This is a genomic window from Legionella norrlandica (genome assembly GCF_000770585.1).
GTDB classification, from domain to species: Bacteria; Pseudomonadota; Gammaproteobacteria; order Legionellales; family Legionellaceae; genus Legionella; species Legionella norrlandica.
The window spans coordinates 34,034-58,308 of record NZ_JNCF01000001.1 but is presented as its reverse complement, the minus strand read 5'-3'; the positions used below and the strand labels follow the sequence as shown (position 1 = coordinate 58,308).

Below are 24,275 nucleotides of genomic sequence, written 5' to 3'. Positions count from 1 at the left end.
ATGGATGTCATTATAAATACAGAAGGTAGCTGCAATAGCGATGATGAAAAACAGCTAAAATCACAAGGATCAGCGATCCTTAATTTGTTAGTTTGTTGCGGTTATGAGGCAAATAATCCTCCCATTGGGGAATTATTAAAATCCAGCCATTCCCTCGAGGGAGATTGGGTTGTTTTAACTCCCATACATTGGAATGCATCACATAATGATGCAATGATTGTAGCAATTAATGGAGATTTGCAATGGACTGATCAAGAGGCTAAGCATTGGTTTGAGCTATATTCTGCTTATTTGGCAGAAGAAGGAATGACACTTTATTTTCATGATGCGTTTACCTGGCTACTCCGTGTTGATAACATGCCCTATCTTCATGCAAAACCAGTTTATCAAATACAAAATAAATCGTTAATGCCGGAGTTAGCTCAATTAGATCCTACTTTGTATTGGCAAAAATTTTTTACTGAAAGCCAGATGTTTTTTGCATCTCACTTTCGAGAATCATTAATAAATGGCATATGGGCTTGGGGTGGAGCCAAATTGGGAACTAAAAAAACAATACCTATTTGCACCGATAAAGAATTTTTCTCTCTTGCTCAAGGGTGCTCTTCAAATGTGACTCTATATAATCCTTCGGTGAGTTTGAAAGAATTCCAAATCATTTTACTGAGAGACATCAGTTCTTTAAGTGAATTACATCAAGTTGAAGTAAAAAAAATACACGCCTATTGGTATTGGAATAACTGCGCTTTTATTCGCACTAAACACAACTGGTTTACTCGATTTTGGAGAAGTCTGACGCATGCTGATTAAACAACGACAACAACCTGAGCACATTGTAGATTTACCCAATATACCTGACGTACTAAAACGTATTTATGTGACACGTGGTATTAGGAATGAATCTCAGTTGGATAAGCAATTGCAAACATTATTACCATTTCATTCTTTAAAAGATATTAACAAAGCCTGCTTGCGACTTGAGAAGGCGCTACGCTCAGAGCAACGTATTCTCATTATCGGTGATTTTGATGCCGACGGAGCAACTTCTACTGCTTTGGCGATCACAGCCTTGCGAGCTATGGGAGCTAAGTTTGTTGAATATTTGGTACCTAATCGCTTTGAGTTTGGTTATGGACTTACTCCTGCGATTGTAGAGGTCGCAAGCAAATGGAATCCTCATTTAATTATTACTGTCGATAACGGTATAGCCAGTTTTGAAGGAGTAGAAACAGCCAATCAAATGGGAATTGATGTACTCATTACTGATCACCATCTGCCTGCTGAATCACTCCCTGGTGCCTGTGCTATCGTTAATCCTAATCAGCCTGATTGTTTGTTCCCAAGCAAGTCGATCGCAGGGGTTGGGGTTATTTTTTATGTGATGCTTGCTTTGCGTAGACACCTTTCCAATAGTAACTGGTTTAGCGAAATGAATATATTGGAACCCAATATGGCCAGTTTTCTGGATTTGGTAGCATTGGGAACTGTGGCAGATGTTGTGGACTGGATCAGAATAACAGAATCATGGTTAATCAAGGGATGATACGTATTCGTCAAGGACAATGCCGAGAGGGCATTAAAGCTTTAATTGAGATCTCCGGCAGAGAGCTTTCTAAGCTTAGAGAAGCTGATCTTGGTTTTGCTATTGCACCAAGACTCAATGCGGCAGGCCGGCTAGATGATATGTCACTTGGTATTGAATGTTTAATTACTTCTGATCCTAAAAAGGCGAGGGATTTTTGTCAGCAATTGGATGAATTAAATCAGGAAAGAAGACAAATAGAGTTAGAAATGAAAGAGCAAGCGATGCTTGCTCTGGATAAATTATCCATTAATAGTGAACCTAACAAGCACTTGCCTGTGGCTTTATGCCTTCATGATAAAACCTGGCACCAAGGAGTTATAGGCATTTTGGCTGGAAGAATGAAGGAAAGGTATCATCGCCCTGTTATTGCGTTTGCATCGGTTAGTGAGGAAGAGTTGAAAGGATCGGCGCGCTCTGTTCCTGATTTAAACATTAGAGATGTGCTGGCTGCTGTTGATAAGGATCATCCTGGTTTAATAATTAAATTCGGTGGTCATGCCATGGCCGCAGGCTTAAGTATTAAACCGGAATTATTGGGTAGTTTTCGCGATGCTTTTGTGTTCGAGGTTCTAAAGCATCTTGATTTATCACAATGCGAAGGAGAAATATGGACAGATGGGCCATTGCAACCGCAAGAGATGAATTTGGAAACAGCTCATTTAATACAACAAGCAGGCCCTTGGGGACAATTATTCGCGGAGCCAGTGTTTGATAATGTATTTGAAATTCTGGATCAGAGAATTGTTGGAAAAAATCATTTAAGAATGACATTAGTCTCGGTGCAAGGCGGTGATCCACTGGATGCCATTGCATTTAATATAGACTCAAAATCTTGGCCAAATCATCGGATTAAGCACATTCATGCGGCCTACAAACTCGATATTAATTTTTATCAGGGTAGAACAAAGTTGCAATTGCTTATTCAGGCCATGAATATTGTGCAGTAAGCCCGTCATGAATAAAATTCATGCCCTATAATTCGAGTTATTCATAATAAATTGCAGCTTAAAGCCCAATCTTTTAGTTTTTTTGTATATTCCCCAAACAACGGGTTATAATATATTTATTTTGATTTGTATTGAATGTGGTAAATAGTATCAAATCCAAGTTATCCATAGCACCAATGATCGATTGGACTAATAGCCATTTCCGTACACTGATGCGATTACTGGCCCCCCACGCGCTTTTATATACTGAAATGCAGACGACAGGCGCTATTCAAAATAACCCCGGCAGAGCTTTGTATTTTAATTCTGCCGAGCATCCTGTCGCGATTCAGTTAGGCGGGGCTGATAAATTGGCTTTGGCGAAGTGTGCTGTTATTGCTGAGCAGAAAGGTTTTGATGAAGTTAATTTGAATCTAGGCTGCCCTAGTGACAAAGTACAAGCAGGGCGATTTGGAGCCTGCTTGATGAGGGAACCAACACATGTTGCTGATTGTATTCGTGAAATAAAACAAGCAGTCAGGATTCCAGTCACAGCTAAAACGAGGATTGGTGTAGATAATCAAGACAGCTATGAATTCTTCAGATCCTTCGCGCTCCATTTGGTTGATGCTGGCTGTGATAAGCTTATTGTGCATGCTCGTAAAGCTTGGCTGCATGGTTTAAATCCCAAACAAAATAGAACTATTCCACCAGTAAATTATGATTATGTCTATGAATTAAAAAAAGAAATTCCACATGTTACTGTAGTTATTAATGGAAATATTTTGACTATTGATGAAATAAAAAATCATTTAACTCAGGTAGATGGAGTGATGTTAGGAAGGTTGGCTTGTGATAATCCCTATCAAATGGCTGAAATTCATCATGCCTTATATCCTGAATCTTTCCAAGTGAAGCGTAGTCAGGTGTTAATTGAATATCTGGATTATTTATACGATGAAGCTAAAAAAGAAGTGTCTTTAAGTATTTTGGTAAAACCTCTTTTTAATTTAGTTTTTGGGCTGCCTGGAGCAAAGCTGTGGAAAAAGAAATTAATGAATATTATCCAGGAAAGAAACACTTCTGGCTTTCATGAGTTAGTTCAGTATTTGCTGAATTTGGAAGAGATGAGTCATGTGGAATGTATATGAGAAATAATAAGGTGAATGTCATCAATTCATGGCATTTTTCCATGATTTCTAGTACATTAATAGGTTTATTAATTGGAACATCCTGAGGGTTATTTAGGCCATGCTGAATACGTTAATCAAGAAAATGTTTGGAAGCCGAAATGAACGGACATTACGGCGTATGGAAAAGTCGGTAATGGCTATTAATGCATTTGAACCACAAATGCGAAATTTGTCAGATGAAGAGTTGGCAGCAAAAACACAACAATTTAAAGCACGTTTCAATGATGGTGAAAGCCTGGATGAATTGCTCGCAGAAGCATTTGCTACGGTTAGAGAAGTGTCTGTCCGAACTCTTGGTCTTAGACATTTTGATGTGCAATTAATAGGTGGGATGGTGTTACACGATGGGAACATCGCTGAAATGCGTACTGGGGAAGGTAAAACTTTGGTTGCCACCTTGCCAGCCTATCTTAATGCAATTACTGGGCGTGGTGTACATATCGTTACAGTCAATGATTATCTTGCCAAAAGAGATAGCCAATGGATGAAACCCATCTATGAATTTTTGGGGCTTACTGTTGGTGTTATTTACCCAGACATGTCACACAGAGAAAAGCAGGAAGCTTACAAGGCGGATATCGTTTATGGAACCAACAATGAATTTGGATTCGATTATTTACGCGACAATATGGCTTTTAGCTTAACAGATAAGGTCCAAAGAGAGCTGAATTTCGCTGTTGTAGACGAAGTAGACTCTATTTTAATTGATGAAGCAAGAACTCCTTTAATTATCTCTGGAGCTGCTGAAGACAGCTCAGAATTGTATATTAAAATTAATTCACTGATCCCTCATTTGAAAAAACAAGAAGAAGAGGGTGGAGAAGGCGACTATACGGTTGATGAGAAGCAAAAGCAGGCCCATTTAACTGATGCTGGTCATGTGCATATTGAAGAATTGCTGACCAAAGCCAAATTGTTAGATCCTGGTGAAAGTCTTTACCATGCCAGTAATATTATGTTAATGCACCATGTGAATGCGGCATTAAAAGCTCACGCTATGTTTCACAGAGATATTGATTATATAGTCAAAGATAACCAAGTGGTCATAGTGGATGAACATACCGGTCGTACGATGCCTGGAAGACGTTGGTCAGAAGGATTGCACCAGGCGGTTGAAGCCAAGGAAGGAGTTTCTATTCAAAATGAAAATCAGACATTAGCCTCTATTACTTTTCAGAATTTCTTCAGATTATATAATAAGTTAGCTGGAATGACGGGAACTGCCGACACAGAAGCGTATGAATTCCAGCAAATATATAATCTTGAGGTTGTGGTCATACCTACGAATAAACCCATGATCAGAAAAGATGAAGCGGATTTGGTTTATTTAACTCAAGCCGATAAATTTAAAGCAATAATTGAAGACATTCGAGCCTGCAGTGAGCGCAGGCAACCTGTTTTGGTGGGGACAGTTTCAATTGAAGCCTCTGAATTTTTAAGCCAGCTTCTAAAAAAAGCCAATATAAAACATCAGGTATTGAACGCCAAATTTCATGAAAAAGAAGCACAAATTATTGCTGAAGCCGGTCGTCCTGGTGCTGTAACTATTGCGACCAACATGGCTGGTCGAGGAACAGATATTGTTTTGGGTGGAAGTTTGGCTGCTGATTTGGCAAATCTTCCTGATGATGCCAGCGAAGAAGAGAAAGAGGCAATCAAACAAGATTGGCAAAAACGCCATGATGAAGTTATTGCGGCTGGCGGGCTTAGGATTATTGGTTCCGAACGTCATGAATCAAGGCGCATCGATAATCAATTAAGAGGGCGGGCAGGCCGCCAAGGTGATCCTGGTAGCAGTCGGTTTTATTTGTCTCTTGAAGACAATTTAATGAGAATATTTGCTTCTGATCGCGTAGCGTCTATGATGCGACGTTTAGGGATGCAACCGGGTGAGCCTATTGAGCATAGTTTGGTTACTAGAGCAATTGAGAATGCTCAACGCAAACTGGAAGGGCATCATTTTGATGTTAGAAAACAGTTGTTAGATTATGATAATGTGGCCAATGATCAGCGCCAGGTTATTTATACCCAACGCGCCTCCATCATGGGAATGACGGATACCCAGGAAGTTGTTGAGATGATGAGAGACGAAGTAATAAACAGTCTTGTCGATACTTACATCCCTCCTCAAAGTTTGGAAGACCAATGGGACCACAAGCTTTAGCTGATGTGTTATCGGATGAGTTTAAAATTAGAGCACCGGTAGCTGATTGGATTGAGAAAGATCACAGCATACAACCAGAACAAATCAAAGAAAAAATTCTTGCTTTAGCTGCTGAGCATTATGATGAAAAAGTAAGGAAAGTAGGAAGACCGATTATTTCTCAGTTTGAAAAATCAGTTATTTTACAAACTTTGGACAATCACTGGCGTGAACATCTGGCCGCAATGGATCAATTGCGTCAAGGAATTCATTTACGAGGTTATGCACAGAAAGATCCAAAACAGGAGTACAAAAAAGAAGCATTTGGTTTGTTTACTATGATGTTGGATAACTTGAAGTATGAAGTGTTCAGGATACTTTCGTCTGTAGAAATTCAAACTGAAGAAGACGCTAATGTGGTGGAAGAGCAGCGTAAAGCTGATCAGATTAAAAAAATGAATTTGATGCATGAAAGCCCTTCAGGGAGTGAGGAGACGAGCGAAGCTCAAACATTTAGGCGCCAGGAAAAGAAAGTAGGCCGCAATGAACCTTGTCCTTGTGGTTCGGGTAAAAAATATAAAGCATGTCATGGTAGTTTGGTGTGAAAGTAGCTGTCGCTGTTATTATCGATGAGCAACAACGTATTTTAGTTACCCAACGTCCTTTGCATACTTCCCATGGTGGATTTTGGGAGTTCCCAGGAGGCAAATTAGAGCCTGGAGAATTAGCTGAGGACGCTTTAGTTCGTGAGCTTAGAGAAGAGATAGGTATAGAAGCAAATGATTACCAATTCTTAGGTAATGTAAATTATGATTATCCTGATAAGTCAGTGCAATTAATTATTTTCAAGGTAACTCGATTTATTGGTCAGCCCAGCTGCCTGGAAGGGCAACTGAATATGAAATGGGTAAAAAAAGAGGAATTAAATTTTGATGATTTTCCTAAAGCAAATCATGCTGTTTTTGACTTAATTGTCACTCCTGAATTGTATTAGCAAATGATTATTAAACAAAAGGGAATTTTTTTTTCATTCGTCACTTTATTACTGCTCTCATTTCAAGCAAAAGCGGTTAGTGATTACGAAAACGTTTGTGGAGGACGCACTGATATGCTTTCCTTTCTTGAGAGAGGAGGTATTGCGTCTAATGCTTGTGTTGTTCCATCCGAGAGTGTATTAATAAGCTCTGGGTACCAATATCAGCAATTAATTGGTGAAGGTATACAACACAATTTTCCTGCTGCAGCAATACAATTAGGTCTACCAGGCTATTTTGAGGTGGATTTGCTTTTACCTAACTATATCAATCAGACAGTAGCTCCACGTTTCGGATTTAGTGAAACTCAATTAGTAGTTAATCATGTTCTATGGTTTAACAATAAATGGGTTGCTACAGTGAGCAGCGAATTTATTTTCCCATCAGGCAGTGCTTCTTTCGGTAGTCCCCATCCTGGTGGAGGTGTAACAGGCATTTTAAGTTATAATTTTAATTCTCAATGGAATCTAACCGGCACTTTGGGGGTCATCTCCCAATCAGAGTCTAGTTACGACGGTGGGCAAAGTTACACCAGTATTAATCCAGATCTCATTTTATCGTGGTCTAAAAATAATATATTGTTGTTTGCTGAAGTGTATGGACAAAATAAAACAGCACCAGATGAAGGGAGTGGCTACGGCGCAGATGCAGGCATTCTTTATCAGATTAAAAAGAATATAGCGCTTGATTTTGAAGTGAATCAGCGCATCATCGGTCTTTTGAATGGTATTGAGCGTTATTATGGTGGAGGAATTACTGTTCAGTTTAATTAAAATGGATTACAGAAAATTAATGTCTGTTTATATTTGGCAAAATGCGATTTCCATATCTATTGTTTTATCTCGAACTTCGTGAGCAGTAACTAATTCATAAAGTCGGATAGTCAAACTGTGGTGCCCTAGCTGAATTTTAGGTGTAACCCCTAATGTTTTATCCATTTTTAATAAAATGAGATGATTGATTGATTTCGGTGAAATGCTGTGTTGATAAAAGCCATTATGTGCTTGAATGGGGATATATTGAGTGACATCACGCAATAAAGATAAATAAATTGCTACAGTATCTTCTAAATCTTTTAGACAAGAAACCCATTGATTAATTGTTTTTTGTCTCATAAAAGGATCAGAATCAAACCATAATACCAGATGTGGGGAATTAAACTCACACTCTTTAGTATTTGGGTGGTGTATTTGTCGTAAAGTTTTTAAAAACTCATCATCATGAATGCTGTTGCTGAATCGTCCTGGTACATGATTTAGCACATGGATTTGAGTAGCTAACTTATCAAATAACTTATGGTTATTTAGCAAGTTAGGTTTTTTTAGTACGTGCTCTATTCTAATTAATTCTTTGATAAAGCGACTTTTTAACTCAGGCTTTTCAATTATTTCAACAATTTCAATTATATTTTTTAACGCAAAGCGATGAATAACTTCGTGGGACTCGCTACAGGCTTCATTAATCGTTTTAAATAGATACTCTAAGCGTAACGCTATTCTTGATAAAAAATGTGTTGCTAGTTGAAAAGTTATCATATTATCATGCATAGATTAAGGCTGTCCTTAGCTCCATCTTACCGTAGCAGCAATCTGAATTTTTATAAAAAATAAATTGTAACTTGTTAAGTCAAGCTATTAATGCTTAGTTTGCGCCTAGACTAACATAAAAGTTATTGAAAATAAAAAGATATCTTCTATAGATTTGATGATTTGATGACTGCTTTGGATAATTTATTTCTCATGCGCCATTTTTGCTTCTTTGAGATATTTTTTATGTAATTTATTTACTTTTTCTCTTAGCTCATTTAATCCTGCGTCGTTGATAAGCACATCATCCGCTATTTCCATGCGTTGCTCTAAATTCGGTTGAGTTGTTAAAATAGCCAATGCTTGTGCCTTAGTGCAATGATCTCTTCTAATTATCCTCTCTAATTGAATTTCCAATGGCGCAGAAACTAATAAAATTTTTCGAAGATAAGGATAATTTTTTTTATCAAATAATAACGGGATCTCGATAAGGCAATAAGGAGAAGAGCATGTGCTTATTTGTTCTTCAATTTTCTTACGAATGGCTGGGTGTAACAGGTTTTCAAGCCATAAGCGTTGTTTGGGTTCGGAAAAGATAATATCTCGTAGACGTTTTCTATCCAAGTTTCCATTTTCCAATACTATTGAAGAACCAAAATGAGAAATAATATCTTTATAACAGGGTGTATTTACAGAAGTTAATTCTTTTGAGATTTTGTCAGCATTAATGATATTTATACCAAGTTCAGAAAAAAATTCAGCGACTGTACTTTTGCCGCTTGCAATATTACCAGTTAACCCCACTGAATAAACCACGAGATTGGGCTCCTTCATTTTTATTGATACAAGTTACCATATTGACATAACAAGTTTCAGGTAACGTACTATCTTCTTTGCAGAATGCTTGGGCTGCCAACGCAGCGTCATCACGGTATGGATAGAGATTACTTTCCCATGGTTGTGCAGCTAAATCTATAGCAGTGCAACGCCACAGTGGTCTAGTACTGACTCCATTTATAAATCCCTCGCAACTTGAATCGGATGTTTTGCAACTTGCGGGAGCTTCACTTTCTTTTTTACAAGCTGCAAATGCCATATTCATAGCAACTCGTTTATAAGGGCTATTGGCAACCCATTGCTTATTCGCTTTATCATGAGTCACACATTTCCAGTAACTGGATTTACTTATTACTGGTGCGCTAAGCCCTGTATTTGCCAAACAAATTAGTAGCGGTAAGCTATAAAAAAAACAATTCCTCATGTTTTTTCTCCTTTTAGCAAGGTGAATAATTCTTCAATAGATAAGGCTTTGGAATAATACCAACCTTGCTGTAAATAAACTCCATTATGTATTAAATAAGCGGCTTGTTCTTTTGTTTCTACACCTTCTGCTATAATAATCAAGTTTAACCCTTTTGCCATCCGAATAATGGCATCATTTAAAGATTCAGTGATAGCATTTGAACCAATTGCCTGTACAAATAATTTATCAATTTTTAAATAATTGAAGGGAAAATGTTGTAAATAACTGATACTGGCATGTCCAGTTCCATAATCATCAACTGCGAGAGAAAATTCTGCCTGCCGGAGCTCTTGCATTTTATTAATAAAAATCGTGTCGTTTTGATCCAAAAGTTCTCTTTCCGTGATTTCAAGTATAATCTGATTTGGCGCAATATGGTATTTTTCTACTAGCTGATTGAAATGATTAAAAAAAGTAGGAGCAAGAAAATGCAACGCTGAAATATTAAAGGCAAGGTGAAAATCAGAGTAGTGCTCCAAGAGAGATTTTGTTTCTTTAAATGCGATCTCGATAATTTGAAGAGTAATTGGTACAATTAAACCAGTAGCTTCTGCCTCAACAATGAAAAAATCAGGCATAATGATTTGACTGTCTTCATTTTCCCATCTTAATAAGATTTCGACTCCAGAAAAACGTCCTTTCTCATAATTGAACAAAGGTTGATAGACAGGATAAAACTCCTTATTTTTTATGGCTAATTTTATCATGCCTTGTAAGGAATAATGTTTTGTCATTATATTTTTTATAAGGAGATATAGGATAAATGAGCAGACTAAAATGACAACAATAATTATTGTTTGGCTATACAAAAAATTACGAAAGGCAGTTTTACTGTTTTCAAAAACGATTATAGAAATACTATTTATACTTTGTAATTGTTCTATAGCAAATATTCCCATAGAGCTATTGGGTGTTTGAATTTTTGAGTTTTCACTTAATACCCAATTGGGGTTTTTATCAGTGTGTTCCATACGAAGTATATTTTTTTTCTCGAGGTCACTATAGAGGATGATTGCGCTTGCTTTGTCTCGTCCCGTCTTTAGCTCATTTTGTATGATCGATGCAACAATAAGAATACTTATATAGTAATTACCCATTTTTTGCTGAATTAGGTAAATGGGTTGATCGAATAATGAGAAGGAATAGGGGCCTAAAATGGTGCGAGTGCGAGTAGGAATTGTTGCAGAGATAGGAAGAAGATTCTTACTGTTTGGTAAAGTTGAACAAAATAACTGATTATTATCACTAATCATAACGCCAGAAATTTTAGGATTATTCAGAATGATATGCTCTAAAAAAGGATGTAAATCAGATTTGCACTCAATGAAACTTTTTCCATACACTGGTAATGCGTAGATTTCTTGGAATAAATCTTCAACAAAACCGTCTATCTTGTTACTAAGACTTATAGCGACTTCTTTTACATCTTTATAAGTTCTTTTTTTGTTAAGATCCCAATTAATATAAAAGGCTATGATCAGGACGCCAATAATTAAGAGAATCCATATCGATTGAAATTTCTTATAAATGAATAAAGACAATTTATGAACACGTTTACTCATATCCTTGAGTTCTTATTATAGGCTCCTTTTATAGAGTTTAGTGTTATTTCTGCTAATTTCTCAATGATTTTTTTATCTGTATTCAATGGGGGTAACCAATAGAGCGTGTTTCCAATAGGCCGAATTAACGCACCTAATTTTATTGCCTGCTGATAGATCTCAAATCCTATTCTTGGGTGGCTAGTATCAATTAGATCAGCAGCAACGACAGCTCCAACCCCACGAACGTTTCTAAGTTTTCCACAATCTTGAGAGATTTCTTGTAAATACGCTAGCATGATTTCCCCAAGCTCTTGAGCATGCCTTAGGATATCCTCTTGCTCTATTATTTTGATGGTAGCTAAGGCAGCACTTATTGCTAGAGGATTGCCACTATAGGTATGGGAATGCAAAAAAGATTGGCCAGTGTAGTAATCATTATAAAAAAGATCAAAGATAGAGCTGTCAATCATGACGCAACTAAAAGGTAGGGAGCCAGAAGTTAATCCTTTCGATAGGCAAATAAGATCGGGATTTATCCCGGCATGCTCACATGCTAACCATTTCCCGGTTCTTCCAATCCCCGTCATGATCTCGTCAGCAATTAAATAAATATCTCTTTCTTTGGTCCAAGCAGCGATTTTTGATAAAAAATCAGCACTGTAACACAACATGCCACCGGCACCTTGAATAATAGGCTCAAGGAGAATGGCGCATACTCTATCGCTAATTTTATCCAGTTTTTGAACAATTTTATCCCAATAAATATCACAATCCCTCCAAAGAGGGTCTTGAGCGTTAACGACATAGGGTATATCACTAAGATAGTGACAAGGAACACCAAATGGGGCATATGGCGCTTTATACAAACCTAAATCACTAACACTCATAGTACCAATGGTTTCACCGTGGTATCCATTTTTTAAGGCAACGAACTCGTTTTTATTCTTATGTCCTTTGATTTGAGAGGCATGAATTGCAAGCTTCATAGCGATCTCAACTGCACTTGAACCATCACTGGCAAAGAATATGTGTTGCTTTTTAGTAATTTCACTTAATTTTTCGGCCAATTCTACCATCTGCAGGTGGGTAGTATTGGCACTAATTACATGTTCAAAATTGTTTAATTGATTTGTGATTGCGGTGATAACGGCTGGATGACCGTGGCCCAAAGACTTACACCACCAACTGGAAATAGCATCAATCAACGGGCCTTGATTGGTATATAAGTAGCTGCCTTTTGCTTTATTAACAACAAGCGGTGGACAAGCCTCAAAATCTTTCATTTGTGAACAAGGATGCCAAATATGTTGTAAATCTTTCGCTATCAGTTGATTGATGTTTACCATTTTTCAAATTTTGGTTGACAAGTGGGTGAGTGACTTTATCATGTTCCCCATGTCAAATTAAAGGGGTTAATCGTGTCTGAAGAAAAGAAAAAGTGGTCAATTTCTGAAATTGAGGAGATATATCAACAACCATTTAATGACTTGCTTTATCAAGCGCATACTGTACATAGGAAACATCATAATGCGAACTCCTTACAGTTTGCCACTTTATTAAGTATAAAGACTGGTGCTTGTCCAGAGGATTGTGGCTATTGTTCGCAAAGCGGCCATTATAGTACGCATGTAGAAAAAGAAAAATTGATGTCAGTCGCAGACGTATTGCAATGTGCTAAAGAAGCCAAAGAAGGCGGGGCAAAGCGCTTTTGCATGGGAGCTGCCTGGCGTTGTCCTCCTGATAAAGTCATGCCGCAATTAAGAGAAATGATAGAAGGGGTAAAATCTTTAGGGCTTGAAACTTGTATGACTTTAGGCATGTTAACTAAAGAACAAGCCGAGCATTTAAAAGAGGCAGGTTTGGATTATTATAATCATAATATTGATACTTCGCCTTCTTATTATGAGAAAGTGGTGACCACACGGAAATTCAGTGATCGTTTAAATACTTTGAATAACGTTCGAGAAGCGGGCATTAATGTATGTTGTGGTGGTATTTTGGGATTAGGTGAAACCCGAGATGATCGAATCGAGTTTCTATTTACGTTAGCTAATATGGAAAACCCGCCGGAAAGTGTACCCATTAACCGTTTAATCCCAGTTGAAGGGACGCCTTTAGCTAAGGCAGAGCGTGTCGAAGGAGTTGAATTGGTAAGAACCATCGCTACTGCCAGAATTTTAATGCCTAAGAGCGTCATTAGATTAACTGCAGGTCGAACAGAGATGAGTGATGAATTGCAAGCGATTTGCTTTTTTGCCGGGGCAAACTCAGTTTTTATTGGTGATAAATTATTAACAGAAGATAATCCACAACGAGTCAAAGACAAACACCTTTTTAGCAAACTTGGTTTAACCGAGATGGTATAATGACAATTAATGCTAAAATTAAAGAGTATACCACACGGTTACAAGAACAAGGGTTACTGCGTCATAGGCAAATTTTGGAATCTAATGCTTCAGATTTGATTCGCTTTGATTCTAACGATTACTTGTCGTTAACAGAGGATAGGCGTGTTCTTGAAGCATATCAAAAAGGATATCAATTATCTCCTTGTGGGAGCGGAGCTTCTATGGTTTTAAGTGGGTATCATGCGAACCATAAGGCTCTTGAGAAGGCTTTTGCAGAATTATTACAGGTTGATGATTGTATTTTGTTTTCTTCTGGTTATGCCGCAAATTTGGCAATTACTGCTTTGCTTGGGCGCATCCAGGTACATTGTTTTATAGATAAAAGTGTTCATGCCTCTATTTACGATGGATTGGCCTTGTCACAAGTGGCATACTCGCGCTATGTTCATAATGATATGCTGGCGCTATCCAACTTATTAAAATCTAATTCAGAAGATTCGATTTTAATAACTGAAGGGGTTTTTAGTATGAGTGGGCAAATGGCTCCTCTATCAACAATCAATAGCTTATGCAAGAAGACTTGCACGGAAGTTATTGTAGATGAGGCCCATGCTTTTGGGGTGATAGGACCTGATGGCAAAGGAGCTGTCCCATTTCATGGCTTGACACAAAATGAAGTCCCTTTACGGGTAATTCCATTTGGAAAAGCTCTGGCTTCTCAAGGGGCTCTGGTTGCTGGGCGTCAGAATTGGATAAACGCTTTATTGCAAGCAGCGCGATCATTTATCTATTCTACGGCTATTAGTCCGGCGTTATGTTATGGATTATTAAAAACTTTAGACATCCTTATCAATGAGGAGTATAGAAGAATAAAATTGCAGCAGCTAATTACTCACTTTAAGAATTTAATTCAGTCTTCTCCTTTGAATTGGCTTGCCTCGGATACTCCTATCCAGCAATTAAAATTAGGTTGTCCTCATAAAGCACTTCATTATGCCAGTGAACTGAAAAAGAAAGAATTCCATTGTTCCGCTATTAGATCCCCAACGGTAAACAGTTCTTCGTCTGGTTTGAGAGTTATTATTAATTTTAAACACACTCCAGAACAAATTTCTGAATTATTTAATGCATTACACTTAATATATGAACATTCATTTCGATAAATATGGAAAGGTATACCTTTAGTTTTATTTCATGGCTGGGGTTTTGACTGCCAAATTTGGTTACCTATAGTTCCATCACTTCAACTGACTTACCAAATGATTTTGGTAGACTTACCGGGCTTTGGGTTGACCTCTATGATGGATTGGCAAAGTTTTAAAGAGAATTTACTGAAGCAATTGCCAGATACATTTGTTTTGGCTGGATGGTCAATGGGCGGGCTCTATGCCACACGGTTAGCTATTGAAGAGCCTGCTCGCGTACGCTATTTATTAAATATTACCTCGTCACCACGTTTTATTTCTGATATGGATTGGCCGGGTGTGGAACAAGAAGTTTTTGCTAATTTTTATAGCAATTTATCAGAAGATATTACTAAAACTTTAAATGAATTTCTTTCTTTGCAACTTAGTAATATGAAATTTGACTTTAAAATTGGCCATCCTCCTTCCCCAGAAGGATTAGAATTAGGACTCAAAATTTTATACACTTGGGATCTTAGAGAGGATTTAAAAAAACTATCTATTCCTACGGCATATCTATTTGGTCGTCTTGACCCAATTACTTCAGCAAAGACAATGAAAACAATGGAAGAACTTTATCCTGATTTTAAATACATATTATTTAACAAAGCAGCTCATATGCCTTTTCTATCCCATACTGATTTATTTGTTAAAACAATTAATGAATTTATAAAATGAAACGTTATTTTATTACTGGCACTGACACTGATTGTGGAAAAACTTTTATAACCAATGAGTTAGGTAATTTTTTTCCTAAATCGGCTGCGATAAAACCGATAGCTAGCGGATGTCATTACAGGGAAAATCAACTGGTAAATTCTGACGCGCTCTTACACCAGCAACTGAGTAATCTGTCTTTAGAGATCATTAATCCTTGGCGATTTAAGTTGCCTGCTTCCCCTCATTTATCTGCAAAAGCAGATGGAGCAAGCATTAATGTCACTAAAGTGGCAGATTACTGTCTCAATTTGCAATTAGACAATATTGAAAGGTTATTCATTGAAGGGGCAGGAGGGTTAATGGTCCCTCTAAATGAGGAGGAAACCTGGCTTGATTTTTTAAAATTAACTAACATCCCTGTCATCTTAGTGGTAGGTATGAAATTAGGTTGTCTCAATCACGCTTTACTTACTCAGTCCACACTAGAGTCAAATAAAATTACGTGTAAAGGATGGATTGCAAATTGCCTCGATCCCAATATGCTGATGCTTGAAGAAAATATAAGCACACTCATAACTCGATTAAAATATCCTTTGTTAGCAGTGACAAGTTATGGAGGACAAATTTCTGATATTTGTTTAAGCGGCTTATAATTCCAGGCGCTCATCATCATTAAGTTCTTCAGGATATAACAATATGCCTTATCATTTAAGCCCTCTTAGCTCTATTGCACTGTTATCTTTACTGTCTTCTCTAAGCTCTATAGTCGCCATAGCGGTCGGTGGTTCATAGATTGGGTGAATTGAATAGCTGGGTATGGGATTCATTTTATCTTTTAAAGTAAAGTCATACTGGGTTATTACCAAACCAACAGCAAGCTTAAATACTAGCTTTGCAAAAACAGCAGCAGCGGGGCATGACCGATCCCCTAATAAGAAAGGGATTGAGCCATTGTGTGAATATTCATTCAATTTTTCAGAGGAATCGAAGCGAGAAGGATCAAATTGATGTGGTTCTTTCCACAATCTCTTGTCATGAGACATTGCTCTTAATGGAGCAAACAAATACGAACCTGCAGGAACAGAAAAATGTCTGATATTTCCTTCTTTGTTATGAACATTCCATTCACTGGCCTTACTAGTCTTTCTTGCGGTCATGACTCCAGGTGAGACGTAGCGTAGTGCTTCCATGTAAACTTGCTGGAGGAATCGGCATGTATTAAGCTTTGAATATAATAATTTTGCTTGCTCGGCATCTTCAGGATTAATGCCAAAATCAAAATCTTTTAACTCTTGCCGTAGTTTTTCTTTAATTTCATCATTATCCATAATGAATGCTAATGCTATCATAATAGTATTTGACAGATTCCCTTCAACTAATATTGAGCTACCGGCTTTGATATTAAACAATTTTTCTAGGCCTTCATTATTATCCAATTGAGCAGCAAGATATTTATTAGCATCTATGATGTCTTGACCATATTGTTCTAAAATTCTGTTACCTAATTCTTGAAGTTCTATACTGGCTTTTTTGAATTCCTCATGTTTGGGCTCATAATATGCCAGTGCATAACTCATATTTTGTAATATGTTCATGTCTTCAATTGGTATATGAGGTATGCCGAAAATGCATTTCCCGATAATATTGCTGACCAAATATCTAATATTTTCTTGATAACTGTAGTCGTAATTCCAATTTTCGGCGAATGTTGAAAACTGGGAAAATGTTTCATTGTAGGTATCCAATACATTATTCAGGGGGCGCTTTATTTTACGATGCTCTCTTATGCCTTTATCTCCTCTAAATTGAGCAATAGTATCTGTCCCTACGGCATGTTTTACCCTATCCAATGGTTGGCGTGCGGCAGGATCATCATCGCTAGACTCTCCCCATCGAAACAGCCTGATTAATGCTTTTTTATCATAAGGGCCCAATACAAATATTGCAGGGGCATAACCTAATCTAACCAATGCGGGCGCGAAGGTTGGTGCAAGGGCTGCTCCTTCTTTAGATGCAATATTATATAGGTATTGCGTAATAAAGCGTTGTGGATTAGTTAATAACTCATAACTATAGCCAATTGCATAATATCCACAATAGGTCATTTTGGACAAGGCATAAGGTGTTTCATTGAACCGTTGTTCTTGCGCTTGTTGAGATTCATCTAATTCTTGTGTAGTTGCCATATCAAAATTTTAATCGATTAAATCGACGTATAATAATATAGAAACACTTTTATTACCAAGTAGTTAATTCATCATATTGTAAAAGCTAGGAAGGTTGATTCTAGAAACATTTGCTATTTACTGGGTTATGAATTTATCCAGCTGCAATACGAACTTCTTCACAATACGAACTTCTGCTTGCGCTAAAGCCATGCTGGAATTATAATAAAATGTTAAGTTACAGATACTTCAAGTTTATGGAGTCATGCTAGATGCCAATTTATGAATATCAATGCACAAGTTGTCATCATCATTTTGATTTGATGCAAAAAATTACAGACGAACCGGTTAAACAATGTCCAAAGTGTTATGAAAATTCTGTTGTAAAACTTGTTTCTGCTGCTGGATTCCAGCTGAAAGGAACGGGTTGGTATGCTACAGATTTTAAAAATAAAGGTGGTACCGCAAAAGAACCCACAGAAAGTAAATCAGGTGACTCTGCCACCAATGCAGATAATTCTTCTAAGGAAACTCCCGTATCAACCTCAAAAGATACTCCAAAGTCAAAGAAAGGTGATGCTGAGTGAAGTCAACTTCAATAAGAGCCTATTTAATTGCTGGATTAATTGTATGGTTACCAATATTTGTAACTATTGTGGTTCTGCGATTTATTATCGAGATGCTGGATGGTACACTGGCTTTACTCCCAACGGCTTATCAGCCCGAGCAGCTACTAGGGGTTCACGTACCTGGGCTTGGTGTTTTGTTTTCACTTATTTTGCTGCTTGTTACGGGAGTGGTTGCAACTAATTTTTTGGGACAAAGATTGGTTATTTGGGGTGAGTCCTTATTGGCAAAAATACCTTTAGTACGTTCAATTTATAATACTGCAAAACAAGTTATTCATGCTATTTTCTCGACTAATAGTCAAGCTTTTCGAAAAGCGGTTCTGATTGAATATCCTCGTGCAGGACTTTGGACTATAGCATTCCAGACTGGGACTGTAATCTCCGAGATCAAAAATAAATCTCAAGAAGACATGATGTCTGTATTTGTACCAACTACTCCGAACCCTACTTCGGGTTTCATGTTGATGCTCCCTAGGCAAGATGCCATTGAGTTGGATATAAGCATTGAAGAAGCTTTAAAATTAGTTATTTCCTTAGGAGTAGTGCAATCTGATCCAGCATTGGCATTACCAAGTACTCAATAATTTATATAGGTGGTTTTATGCGTACACACTATTGTTTGGCCGTGGATGAATCAAGCTTGGATAAGCAAGTCACTGTTTGTGGGTGGGTACATCATAGGCGAGACCATGGCGGAGTTATCTTTTTAGATATTCGTGATCGTTCCGGTTTGTTGCAAGTGGTGTATGAACCAGAAAATAAAGCGATTTTTGCCATTGCTGAGAAATTGAGATCAGAGTTTGTTGTTCGTGTGACAGGTATTGTTCGCAAAAGACCGGAAGGAATGATTAATGACAAAATGGCAACTGGTAAGGTTGAAGTACTAGGCACTCAACTTGAGATACTGAACCAATGCCCAACACCTCCTTTTTTTCCTGATGAACACCAAACTGTTAATGAGGATCTGCGATATAAATATCGTTATATTGATCTGCGGCGGGCAGTCATGCAAGATAAGCTGACTTTACGACATAAGTTAAATACTTGTATTCGTAATTACCTTAATGAGCGAGAATTTTTGGACATAGAAACCCCTATGTTAACGAAGGCTACTCCTGAAGGGGCTCGCGATTATCTTGTGCCATCTAGAGTGCATCCTGGGCAATTTTACGCTTTGCCCCAATCCCCTCAATTATTTAAACAATTATTAATGATGTCTGGATTTGACAAATATTATCAAATTGTTCGTTGTTTTAGAGACGAAGATTTACGTGCTGACAGGCAACCTGAATTTACTCAGCTTGATATTGAAATGGCTTTTATCAATGAAGAGCATATATTACAACTGATTGAAGGACTGTTAAAAGTTGTATTTAAAGAACTTCTTAATGTGACATTACCAGATAAACTACCAAGAATGTCTTACAAGGAAGCTATGACCCGTTTTGGTAGTGATAAACCAGATCTTCGCAACCCATTAGAGCTAATTGACATAGCGGATCTGGTTAAGGATTCTGATTTTAACGTATTTGCTTCTGCTGCGAATGATAACTCCGGCAGGGTGGTGGCTTTAAAGCTACCTAACGGATGTGATCTTAGTCGAAAAGATCTCGATACCTATGGTCAATTTGTAACAATTTATGGGGCTAAAGGACTTGCTTATATTAAGGTAAATGATTTAAGTGCAGGCATTCAAGGATTGCAATCGCCTATTCTGAAATTTTTGTCTGAAACTGCGATACAGGCAATCCTTAATCGGGTTGAGGCGCAAACAGGCGATGTTATTTTCTTCGGAGCTGATAAAGCCTACATTGTTAATGAGTCTATGGGAGCTTTACGCAATAAACTTGGCCAGGACAGAAACCTGATTAATCCTGGATGGCAATTATTGTGGGTTGTTGATTGGCCTATGTTTGAACTGGATCCCCAAAGCAATAAATTACAGCCTATGCATCATCCATTTACTTCTCCCCAGGAAGTATCTCCAGAAGAGCTTCGCTCAAAACCAACTCAATCATTAGCAAAAGCGTATGATATAGTGATTAATGGTTATGAAATTGGTGGAGGATCGATTCGTATCCATCAATCTGAACTTCAGAAAACAGTATTCGAATTACTTGGAATTAATGAACAGGAAGCGCATGATAAATTTGGCTTCTTGCTCGATGCATTACAATACGGAGCTCCGCCTCATGGTGGAATTGCTTTAGGAATTGACCGGTTAGCCATGTTGCTCACTGACTCAACTTCCATTCGAGATGTGATTGCGTTTCCAAAAACCCAAACAGCATCTTGTCTTTTAACAAATGCGCCTTCGCCAACAGGCAATGCGCAATTAAATGAATTGGGAATAAGAGTTGCGCCAACAGTTACTACAAAATAACTCAAAATTAAGCACCACAAGTTTCAAATGCTTGTGGTGCTTGCCCCTGCTTTTGTTTTTGGTTCTTAATTTTTTTAGTATTAAAATTTTTTCGGCACCAGTTCAAGAAAGTAATGCCACGCTAGTAGAGTACCTAGCTCAGGAAAAAACACATTTGACCATTGCTATAAATGAAATTAAGCAAAGGAGTGTGCCTAAAAATGAGCAAGAATATAAAGAGAAAATGTGGCAAATTAAAACCTTCCTTTCAATGAATAAAGCTAAAATTGAAAGTTTAAACGGTTTTTTTGATAACCAGAAAAAAGAAGAAACTGACTTAAATGAACAACTAAAGCATTTGCAACAAATGCCTCTTGCCAATGGGGAAGCTACTATCCAAGAAAAAGTAGGAAAAATCGAAACCCTGTTAACTGTTAATAAAAAAACTACCGAATTAATTGTAGAAACGCTGGATTTGGCCAAGCAATATCAATTATTTTTGAATGACTCATTAAATGAACTGGAATTATGGAAAGGTAATTTTGATTTAGAAGAAAAACTGAATTTAATAAAGTCTACGAAAAATAAATTGAATAGTGATTTGAATGCACTTTACGAGAATGTGGTATCCAGTCAAAATCTAAAACGTCCAAAATTAACCGTTAATGAGCAAATTCAATATGAAGCGAATTTGTTCATTAACAATCAAAAAATCGCTCTTATTCATCAAAAGCTGAATCTTCTCGGGTTACAAAAGAAAGTGATTAAGACCAATATAGCACTTTTAAATAATTCAGATACTAAAACGCTGCAAACTGTAATTGATACGTTCAGGGAAGTGATTAATCAATATTCCAGTATAGAGAGTTCATTACAGAACATACAGTCTTCTCTGGCCAACGAATTAAATCTTTTTAACGATGCGGAACTACGAAAATCGATCGACTCACTACAGGTTGAGGTAAAAACAAATCTAAAAGCAGTTACTGATGAAAAGTTATTGTTATCAAAGAACCTAGAAGATTATCAAAATCAGCTCAAAAAGCAAATTTCAATGAGACAAAGTTTAAGTGAGTACAATATTGACAGTTGGACCGTAATTCTTAAGAAGCTAATTGAAATCCCCAATTTATTTTACAAGTATATAAAAACATTGACCTTAAAAGTTTATGACAGTTATACCTGGCTTGATACTTTTCCAGTCATTATTTTTTGGGCAGTACTAACTTTTATTCTGGGGTTGTCTTATATTTTAAACCAATTTCTAAAGACATTGGTCAGAGATAAAGAACGATCTCGATTTACTGGATATCTTTATGATGGAACACTGGTTTTAGTGCAAAGAAACATTCCTCACCTATGTTTCTTTACTATGCTATGGTTTGTTTTATATTTTACTAGCATCTCTTTTGCAAATTATCAATTATTGATTAATTTAATTCTTGTATGGCTTACTTTTAGAATTCTAATTTTGATAGCTCGATTAGTCTTATTGGAAAGTATTTCAGACGCTTCAGGCCAGGATGTTAAATTATATTATCGGCTGAAGTGGTTGTTGCTCTTTGGAGGGTGGACAACTGCATTGATGGCATTTAGTCATCTCTTGCCTTTATCAGTGTTATTACAAGATATATTTAACCGATTATTTATGTTGTTTATGTTGACCGTTTCTTTGGTAACTTGGAAAAGCAAAGACGTGATCCCGTATCTGATTAGGCCGCTATTAAAATCAAAAAAAAGGTATTTTAAAAATGCTATTTCTCTTTTAGTCATTTTAGTTCCGATTACTTTATTTACTACAGCGATCATAGGTTTAATAGGTTTTGTCAATTTAGCCTGGACTATGAGTCGCTATCAAGGTTATATTCTCTTGGTTTTGGTAGGATACATTCTTGTTCGAGGGCTGGTTTTTGATGCTTTGGAACTTTTTTCTGAATGGATGATTTCCTCTTTAAAAAATGGTTGGTTATGGATAGAAGTTTTCCTAAAGCCAATAGATAAAATATTACGCATTACTTTATTTTTAACAAGCGTATTGATTTTATTTCAGCTATTTGGGTGGTACTCTGATTCACTCGTTGTACTCAGCTTAGAAAAAATCATCCAATACAGCATTCTGAATATCACCGGTATACACATTACTGTCGCAAGTATAATTGAGTTTTTTATTCTGCTTGCAGGTTTGGTTTGGGCAGCAAAATGGACACGTGAATTTTGTTTCCGTTGGCTATACAAGAATACTAAAGATGTGGGCATACGTCATAGTTTATCCGTATTCACGCAATACGCTGTCATATTACTGGGTAGTTTTATAACCCTTCATGTATTGGGTCTTGATTTTAGCGGTATGTCTATGATCCTTGGTGGACTTGCTGTTGGTATGGGTTTTGGGTTAAGAGATTTTGCTAGTAATATTGTTGGTGGCATTATGCTATTGATTGAAAGGCCTGTAAGAGAAGGGGACTTAATTACCATCGGAGAATACGAGGGGCAAGTTGCTCATATTGGTATTCGCTCCATGCGTGTCGCTTCATGGGATAATACACAAGTTTTAATTCCTAATGCGGAAACGTTCAATAAACCCTTTACAAACTGGACTCACCAAGATGGGATTATTCGTACAGTGATTCCAATAAAAGTAAGCCGATCAGATGATCCAGTTATGATCCAACAACTGATACTGGATGTATTAGCTATTATCCCTGAAATTGTTCCTGAGCCCCCTGCGCAAGTGTTTTTAAAGAAAATTGATACGGCTTTAATAGAATTTGAAGCGCGATACTTTATTAATATACAAAACCATAACCGTGTTGAAGTCAGATCCAAAGTTTTATTTGCAATAACTGCTCAATTTAAAGCCGCAGGAATTCAGCCGCCTATCGAACCTATTAGTATTGAGTTAAAAGAGAGCTCCAGTGATTTCAATCTTAAAAAGCAAACCACCGAAGAATGAACAAGAATTGTTGAGTCGCTGCCAACTGATTGAGGGGTTGAGTTTTGCGCAATTAGCCAATGAGTTGAATATAATTATTTCTTCAAATCCAACTCAAAGAAAAGGATGGGGTGGACAGGCACTGGAATTGGCTTTGGGTGCTGATGCAAAAAATGAATCACTGCCTGATTTCAAACAATTGGGTATTGAATTAAAAACTATACCTATTAGTAAAACAGGCAAACCAGCCGAATCCACGTTTATTGTTTCTATTCCATTGCTCTCAATCCATCAACAAAATTGGCAATCTTCACAATGTTATGCCAAATTAAAACGAGTATTATGGATTCCAATAGAAGGAGATGCTGGTATCCCTTTCCCGCAAAGACGGATTGGTCGTGGATTTTTATGGTCTCCTAATAAGTACCATGCATCTATCCTTGAAGAGGACTGGAATTATTTGACCAATCAAATCATTATGGGGCAGTTAGAAACACTCGATGCAAGATCAGGGGAGTATTTACAAATAAGGCCAAAGGCGGCAAATGGAAAGTCTTTATGTTATGGATATGACTCGGAGGGAAATCGCATCAAAACTTTACCAAGAGGGTTTTATTTGCGTTCACATTTCACAGCACTAATTTTGCAGCAGTCTTTTTTTAATTATTTATTTCCTATTCATTCTTTCTAAAGATATACATCAATTATAAGATTAAGGTATCATGCTGCAATTTTTAATAT

The 24,275-nt window shown here is 37.1% G+C and carries 18 protein-coding genes and 3 pseudogenes; 15 read left to right on the top strand and 6 right to left on the bottom strand.

Annotation, left to right across the window (positions count from 1 at the left end):
- From OK13_RS00245 to OK13_RS00220, 6 genes and pseudogenes are all read left to right on the top strand, one after another.
- Entirely contained in the window at positions 1 to 810 is an 810-nt protein-coding gene (locus OK13_RS00245) for a hypothetical protein (protein WP_035886198.1), read from the top strand.
- Positions 800 to 2,532, top strand: a pseudogene (recJ, locus tag OK13_RS00240) (single-stranded-DNA-specific exonuclease RecJ). Before OK13_RS00245 ends, recJ begins: the two are co-directional and overlap by 11 nt.
- Positions 2,533 to 2,669: 137 nt before the next feature.
- Positions 2,670 to 3,662: a tRNA dihydrouridine(20/20a) synthase DusA gene (dusA, locus tag OK13_RS00235; RefSeq protein WP_081964835.1), complete on the top strand. Its 993-nt coding sequence runs from the start codon at positions 2,670 to 2,672 to the stop codon at positions 3,660 to 3,662.
- Between the two features lie 100 nt (positions 3,663 to 3,762).
- A pseudogene (secA, locus tag OK13_RS00230) lies at positions 3,763 to 6,452 on the top strand (preprotein translocase subunit SecA).
- Positions 6,449 to 6,841: an 8-oxo-dGTP diphosphatase MutT gene (gene mutT / locus OK13_RS00225; protein ID WP_035886188.1), complete on the top strand. Its 393-nt coding sequence runs from the start codon at positions 6,449 to 6,451 to the stop codon at positions 6,839 to 6,841. The pseudogene secA and the gene mutT overlap by 4 nt, the downstream one beginning before the upstream one ends.
- 3 nt (positions 6,842 to 6,844) lie before the next feature.
- Positions 6,845 to 7,654, top strand: a complete 810-nt coding sequence (locus OK13_RS00220; protein ID WP_035886185.1) for a transporter — start codon at positions 6,845 to 6,847, stop codon at positions 7,652 to 7,654.
- 27 nt (positions 7,655 to 7,681) lie between these two features.
- Here OK13_RS00220 and zapD read toward each other — a convergent pair whose 3' ends face one another.
- From zapD to bioA, 5 genes are all read right to left on the bottom strand, one after another.
- Entirely contained in the window at positions 7,682 to 8,428 is a 747-nt protein-coding gene (gene zapD, locus OK13_RS00215; protein WP_035886177.1) for a cell division protein ZapD, read from the bottom strand.
- Positions 8,429 to 8,611: 183 nt separating this feature from the next.
- Complete coding sequence (gene coaE / locus OK13_RS00210; RefSeq protein ID WP_035886172.1) at positions 8,612 to 9,223, bottom strand: dephospho-CoA kinase; 612 nt, start codon at positions 9,221 to 9,223, stop codon at positions 8,612 to 8,614.
- On the bottom strand, positions 9,195 to 9,668 hold the full coding sequence (locus OK13_RS00205; protein ID WP_035886166.1) for a hypothetical protein: 474 nt from the start codon (positions 9,666 to 9,668) through the stop codon (positions 9,195 to 9,197). Before OK13_RS00205 ends, coaE begins: the two co-directional genes overlap by 29 nt.
- On the bottom strand, positions 9,665 to 11,272 hold the full coding sequence (locus tag OK13_RS00200) for an EAL domain-containing protein (protein ID WP_035886162.1): 1,608 nt from the start codon (positions 11,270 to 11,272) through the stop codon (positions 9,665 to 9,667). The genes OK13_RS00205 and OK13_RS00200 overlap by 4 nt, the downstream gene beginning before the upstream one ends.
- On the bottom strand, positions 11,269 to 12,600 hold the full coding sequence (gene bioA / locus OK13_RS00195) for an adenosylmethionine--8-amino-7-oxononanoate transaminase (protein ID WP_035886158.1): 1,332 nt from the start codon (positions 12,598 to 12,600) through the stop codon (positions 11,269 to 11,271). Before bioA ends, OK13_RS00200 begins: the two co-directional genes overlap by 4 nt.
- Before the next feature lie 72 nt (positions 12,601 to 12,672).
- On the opposite strand from bioA, the gene bioB reads away from it, so the two are divergent.
- From bioB to bioD, 4 genes and pseudogenes are all read left to right on the top strand, one after another.
- Complete coding sequence (gene bioB / locus OK13_RS00190; protein ID WP_035886157.1) at positions 12,673 to 13,620, top strand: biotin synthase BioB; 948 nt, start codon at positions 12,673 to 12,675, stop codon at positions 13,618 to 13,620.
- The gene (locus OK13_RS00185) at positions 13,620 to 14,765 is read left to right on the top strand and encodes an aminotransferase class I/II-fold pyridoxal phosphate-dependent enzyme (protein WP_035886155.1); all 1,146 of its coding nucleotides are present in this window, start codon (positions 13,620 to 13,622) and stop codon (positions 14,763 to 14,765) included. The genes bioB and OK13_RS00185 overlap by 1 nt, the downstream gene beginning before the upstream one ends.
- Positions 14,746 to 15,464: pseudogene (locus OK13_RS00180) on the top strand (alpha/beta fold hydrolase). Before OK13_RS00185 ends, OK13_RS00180 begins: the two are co-directional and overlap by 20 nt.
- Positions 15,461 to 16,099: a dethiobiotin synthase gene (gene bioD, locus OK13_RS00175; RefSeq protein ID WP_035886150.1), complete on the top strand. Its 639-nt coding sequence runs from the start codon at positions 15,461 to 15,463 to the stop codon at positions 16,097 to 16,099. Before OK13_RS00180 ends, bioD begins: the two are co-directional and overlap by 4 nt.
- A 51-nt stretch (positions 16,100 to 16,150) precedes the next feature.
- Here bioD and OK13_RS00170 read toward each other — a convergent pair whose 3' ends face one another.
- A complete protein-coding gene (locus OK13_RS00170; protein WP_035886142.1) occupies positions 16,151 to 17,632 on the bottom strand; it encodes a cytochrome P450 in 1,482 nt (493 codons plus the stop codon).
- 251 nt (positions 17,633 to 17,883) lie between these two features.
- On the opposite strand from OK13_RS00170, the gene OK13_RS00165 reads away from it, so the two are divergent.
- From OK13_RS00165 to mutH, 5 genes are read left to right on the top strand one after another with little or no spacing between them, the layout of a single operon-like run.
- The gene (locus tag OK13_RS00165) at positions 17,884 to 18,198 is read left to right on the top strand and encodes an FmdB family zinc ribbon protein (RefSeq protein ID WP_035886140.1); all 315 of its coding nucleotides are present in this window, start codon (positions 17,884 to 17,886) and stop codon (positions 18,196 to 18,198) included.
- Positions 18,195 to 18,824, top strand: coding sequence for a DUF502 domain-containing protein (locus OK13_RS00160; RefSeq protein ID WP_035886139.1), 630 nt, complete (start codon positions 18,195 to 18,197; stop codon positions 18,822 to 18,824). The genes OK13_RS00165 and OK13_RS00160 overlap by 4 nt, the downstream gene beginning before the upstream one ends.
- 17 nt (positions 18,825 to 18,841) lie before the next feature.
- Entirely contained in the window at positions 18,842 to 20,623 is a 1,782-nt protein-coding gene (gene aspS / locus OK13_RS00155) for an aspartate--tRNA ligase (protein WP_035886138.1), read from the top strand.
- The gene (locus tag OK13_RS00150; RefSeq protein WP_035886135.1) at positions 20,598 to 23,555 is read left to right on the top strand and encodes a mechanosensitive ion channel family protein; all 2,958 of its coding nucleotides are present in this window, start codon (positions 20,598 to 20,600) and stop codon (positions 23,553 to 23,555) included. The genes aspS and OK13_RS00150 overlap by 26 nt, the downstream gene beginning before the upstream one ends.
- A complete protein-coding gene (gene mutH / locus OK13_RS00145; protein WP_035886134.1) occupies positions 23,518 to 24,225 on the top strand; it encodes a DNA mismatch repair endonuclease MutH in 708 nt (235 codons plus the stop codon). The genes OK13_RS00150 and mutH overlap by 38 nt, the downstream gene beginning before the upstream one ends.
- Positions 24,226 to 24,275: the final 50 nt, after the last annotated feature.